This window comes from Streptomyces sp. NPDC057253, assembly GCF_042669125.1.
In the GTDB taxonomy this organism is placed as follows: Bacteria; Actinomycetota; Actinomycetes; order Streptomycetales; family Streptomycetaceae; genus Streptomyces.
Map to the genome: position 1 here is coordinate 1 of NZ_JBHUXV010000254.1, position 5,546 is coordinate 5,546.

General features: G+C 67.6%; 1 protein-coding gene. It reads left to right on the forward strand.

Annotated elements, in window-relative coordinates:
- Positions 1–5,546, forward strand: a 5,546-nt coding sequence (locus ACFULQ_RS48435; protein WP_383558055.1) for an amino acid adenylation domain-containing protein, incomplete at both ends; no start/stop codon positions are given.

Below are 5,546 nucleotides of genomic sequence, written 5' to 3' on the forward strand. Positions count from 1 at the left end.
ATGTATCACACCGGGGATCTGGCGCGGTGGACGGTGGATGGGCAGTTGGTGTTCGCGGGGCGTGCGGACGAGCAGGTGAAAATCCGCGGCTTCCGCATCGAACCGGGTGAGGTCGCCGAGGCGCTCGCCGCTCACTCAGCGGTAGCGCAAGCCGCGGTGGTGGTGCGGGATGACGTGACAGGCGAGAAGCAGCTGATCGCCTACATCGTGCCGGCCTCCTCGGGCGGGGAGTCCGACGGCCTCCTCGGTGAGGTGCGGGAGCACGCCGCACAGCGGCTGCCGGGATACATGGTGCCCGCGGCGATGATCATTCTCGATGAACTGCCGCTGACGCCCAACGGAAAGCTGGACCGCAAAGCTCTGCCTGCTCCGGACCTCGCCGCGGCGTCCGGCGCGGGCCGAGCGCCGGCCACCGCAAAGGAGGAGACCCTCTGTTCCGCATTCGCCGAGGTCCTCGGACTGGCCGAAGTAGGAGCCGACGACGACTTCTTCGCGCTGGGCGGGCATTCGCTCCTGGCGGTGTCGCTCGTGGAGCGGCTGAGGGTTCGGGGAGTGGCGGTCTCGGTGCGGGCACTGTTCCAGACGCCGACGCCCGCCGGCCTTGCGGTGGCGGCCGCACCCGAGTCTGTGGCGGTGCCTCACAACCTGATCCCTGCGGACGCGCAGGAGATCACCCCAGAGATGCTGCCGCTGATGGATCTGAACGCGGCCGAGATCGAGCACATCGTCTCGCGGATACCGGGCGGGGCGGCCAACGTGGCAGACGTATATCCGCTCGCTCCCCTACAGGAAGGCTTCCTCTTCCACTTCCTGCTGGCGGACGGAGGCGATGACGCGTATGTGGTGCCCAGGGTGCTGGGCTTTCAGTCGCGGGACCGGTTGGACGCGTTCCTGGTCGCGTTGCAGCGGGTGATCGACCGGCATGACATCTACCGCACGGCGATCGTGTGGGAGGGGCTGCGCGAGCCGGCACAGGTGGTGGCCCGGCGAGCCACACTGCCGGTGGACGAGGTCACACTCGAGCCCGACACCCCGGATGCGGTCGCTCAGTTGCTGGCCGCGGGCGGTTCGCGGATGGACTTGAGTCGGTCTCCGCTGATCGATGTGCACACGGCTGCCGAGCCCGGTACGGGCCGCTGGCTGGCGCTGCTGCGTATCCATCATCTGGTTCAGGACCACACCGCACAGGATGTACTGCTCGACGAGCTGAGTGCCTTCCTGTCGGGACGGGAGGACGAACTGCGGGAGCCCCAGCCGTTCCGCAACTTCGTGGCGCAGGCCCGCCTCGGTGTCGCGCGTGAGGAGCATGAGCGCTACTTCACCGAGCTCCTTGGCGATGTGGAGGAGACCACGGCACCGTACGGACTTCTTGACGTCCACGGTGACGGCAGCGGCGTGGCCCGATCCCACCTCGTGGTGACTGAGGAAGTCGCCAGCCGTGTCAGGGAGTTGGCGCGATCGCTGGGCGTGAGTGCGGCGACGGTGTTCCATCTGGCGTGGGCGCGGGTGCTTGCGGTGCTCAGCGGGCGGGATGACGTGGTGTTCGGCACGGTGCTCTTCGGCCGGATGAACGCGGGCGCGGGCGCTGACCGGATCCAGGGGCCGTTCATCAACACCCTGCCGGTGCGGGTACGCGTCGGATCATCCACTGTCGCTGCGGCGCTGTCGGACCTGCGGACGCAACTGGCCGAACTGCTGGTACACGAACACGCTCCATTGGCCCTCGCGCAGCAGGCCAGTGGCGTGCCGGGTGACAGCCCACTGTTCACCTCGATCTTCAACTACCGGCACGGCCAGGCCGTCGGGCGGACCGCGGTCCCGGACGGCCGCGCCGGTCTCAACGGAATCAGCACGGTGTTCACCCGGGAGGCGACCAACTATCCCGTCAGCGTGGCCGTCGACGATCACGGATCCCGGTTCGGTCTGAGCATCGATGCGGTGAGTCCTGCCGACGCGGAACAGATGTGCAGACTGCTCCGGACCTGCTTGGAAGACCTCGTGGCTGCCTTGGAGGACACACCGGACAAGCCGCTCGCGGCGGTGGAAGTACTCGACTCCGGCGAGCGGTATCGGGTCGTGACGGAGTGGAACGACGTGGCCACTGCGGCCCCGGACATGACCGTGCCCCAGACGATCGCCCAATGGGCAGCGGACGCGCCGGGCACGGTCGCCGTGGCCTGCGACGGGACGGAAGTGTCGTACGCGGAACTCGACGTGCGCGCGAACCGGCTGGCGCATTGCCTGAGGCAACAGGGCGTCGGCGCCGAGTCAGTGGTCGGCCTGTGCCTGCCGCGTGGCGTGGAGACAGTGGTGGCCATCCTGGGAGCGTGGCGGGCCGGTGCGGCGTATGTGCCGCTGGATCCTGAATACCCGGTGGAGCGGCTGTCGTTCATGCTCGAGGACAGCGGGGCACGTCTCGTCGTCGGCTTGAGCGATCTCACGCGCGGCCTCTTCGCGCCCGGCCTCCGCAGGCTGGACCTGGACGCCCCGGAAACAGTGGAAGCGCTGGCATCGGCGCCCACATCGGCGCCCGAACTCGAGATCTCTGCCGACCAACTGGCATACGTTATCTACACATCGGGCTCCACCGGGCGCCCCAAGGGCGTACAGGTCACGCACGGCGGCATGGCGAACCTTGCCATGGCACTGGCGCCGATTCTCGGCGCGGGCCCGGCGGTACGAACTCTGCAGTTCGCCTCGTTCAGCTTCGACGCCTCGGTACTCGATGTGGCGGCAACTCTGACCGCCGGCGGTACGCTCGTGGTGGCCTCGTCCGCTGAGCGCTCCGATACCCGGGAACTGGTACGGATGGTCCGGGATGAGGGCATCGAGTCGGCCAGTGTCGTGCCCTCGCTGTTGGCAGTGCTGGATCCGGCGGACCTGGCGGACGTCTCCACGATCGTGGTGGGTGCCGAGCCGATTTCGCGCGAGCAGGCCGCGCTTTGGAGTGAGGGTCGGAACCTCGTACACGCCTACGGGCCCACCGAATCGACAGTGATGGTCACGACCGGCCCGCTGGACGCTGGGCCGGTGGTGACCATGGGCTCTCCGCTTGTCAACACCAAGGTGTTCTTGCTGGACGGCTCGCTCAATCCGGTTCCGGTAGGTGTGACAGGCGAGTTGTACATCGGCGGCGACCAATTGGCCCGCGGATACGCCGGTCGTAGCGCTCTGACCTCGGAACGGTTTGTGGCCTCTCCGTACGGCGGGCCGGGTGAGCGGATGTACCGGACGGGCGACGAGGCGCGGTGGACCGCCGACGGTCGGCTGGTGTTCGCGGGCCGGGCGGATGAGCAGGTGAAGATCCGCGGCTTCCGAGTGGAGCCGGCCGAGGTGGCCGCTGCGCTGTCTGGTTGCCCGGCCGTCACGCAGACCGCAGTGATCGCCAGGGAGGACACACCGGGCGACAAGCGATTGGTCGCCTACGTGGTACCCGCCGAAAACGCGGACACCGCACAACTGTCCTCTGCGGTTCGGAACTTCGCTTCGAATCAGCTGCCGGAATTCATGGTGCCTTCGGCCGTGGTGGTCCTGGACGCGCTGCCGCTGACGGTGAACGGCAAACTGGACCGCAAGGCATTGCCCGCCCCGATCTACGCGACAGCGGCTGCTGCGAGTCGCGGACCATCCACCCCTCAGGAGGAGATTCTGTGTGGGGTGTTCGCCCAGGTTCTCGGCCTGGAGAGCGTCGGAGCCGAGGACAACTTCTTTGAGCTTGGCGGTCATTCGCTGCTGGCCACACGGCTGGTGAGCCGGGTGCGTTCGGTGCTGGGAGTCGAGCTGCCCTTGCGCGCACTGTTCGACGCGCCGACACCAGCCGGAGTGGCTGGGCGTCTGCGGGGGGCGGACACGGGGCGTACCGCATTGACGGCGGGAGCGCGTCCTGAGCGGATCCCGTTGTCGTATGCGCAGCGACGGTTGTGGTTCATCGGGCAGCTGGAAGGGCCGAGCCCGACCTACAACATTCCGACGGTACTCCGGCTTGCCGGGCAGGTGGACCAGGAGGCGCTGAACGCGGCGCTGAGGGATGTGATCGGTCGGCACGAGGTTCTGCGCACCGTCTTCGGCGTGGCTGCCGACGGTGAGCCCTACCAGCGAATCCTGGACCTTTCGGAATTGCCGTGGGGCCTGCAGACGGTGGACCTCATGGCTGCCGACGGTGCAGCCGATTCGGCGGCCACGATCGCGGAGGCAACCGGCTACGCGTTCGACCTTGCGGTCGAGGTGCCGATCCGGGCCTGGCTGATCAAGGAGGCCGCCGACGACTATGTCCTGGTCGTGGTGGTGCATCACATCGCGAGCGACGGCTGGTCGGACGCCCCCTTGGCACGCGACATTTCGGTGGCGTATGCGGCGCGGTGTGCGGGGCGGGCTCCGGAGTGGGAGCCGCTGCCCGTGCAGTATGCGGACTATGCGCTGTGGCAGAGGGAACTGCTGGGCGCAGAGGATGCCCCGGAGAGTCTGCTCTCGCGGCAGGTGGAGTACTGGCGGAGTGAATTGGACGGTGCTCCTGAGGAGTTGGTCCTTCCGTTCGACCGTCCCCGTCCTGCTGTTCCCTCGCGCGAGGGGCATGGAGTCCGGCTGAGCGTGCCGGCGGGGGTGCATGCGCGGCTGTTGGAGTTGGCGCGGGAGCGGGGCGTGACGCTGTTCATGCTGATGCAGTCGGCGTTGGCGGTGACGTTGTCGCGGCTGGGTGCGGGTGTGGATATTCCGATCGGTTCGGCGGTTGCGGGCCGTACGGATGAGGCGCTGGATGATCTGGTCGGCTGCTTCGTCAACACCCTCGTGATCCGTAGCGAGCTGTCCGGCGATCCGACGTTCGTTGACCTGTTGGAGCGGGTACGGGAGACGGGTCTTCGCGCGTTCGCGCATCAGGATGTGCCGTTCGAGCGGTTGGTGGAGGAGCTGGCCCCGGCCCGGTCCCTGGCCCGCCAACCGTTGTTCCAGGTCATGCTCACCTTCCAGGACACCGTTTCGGCAGTTGCGAATGCTGAAGCCGCCCAACCCTCCCAGGCGCTGTCCGGAGTTCAGGTCAGCGGGATGTCAACAGGCAAGGTATCGGCGAAGTTTGACCTGTTCGTATCCGTGGGGGAGAAGCGCGATCCGCAGGGGGTCCCGGCGGGGATCGGTGGGATGGTCCTCGGTTCTGCGGATTTGTTTGAGGCGAGCACGGTTGAGAGGTTCGTCGGTTGTCTGGTTCGGGTGCTTGAGGCGTTGGTGGAGGATCCGTCGTCTCGGGTGTCTGGGGTGGATGTGTTGGGTCTGGGGGAGCGGGCTCGGGTGTTGGAGGGGTGGAACGACACGGCGGTTGCGGTGCCTGAGGTGATGGTGCCGGGGTTGTTTGCGGGGCAGGTGGCACGGACGCCGGGGGCTCTTGCGGTGGTTGCGGGTGGTGTGTCGGTGTCGTTTGGGGAGTTGGAGGCCCGCGCGAATCGGCTGGCGCATTTCTTGCGGTCGCAGGGTGTGGGTGCGGAGTCGGTGGTGGGGTTGTGTCTGCCGCGGGGTGTGGAGTCGGTCGCGGGGATTTTGGGGGTGTGGAAGGCGGG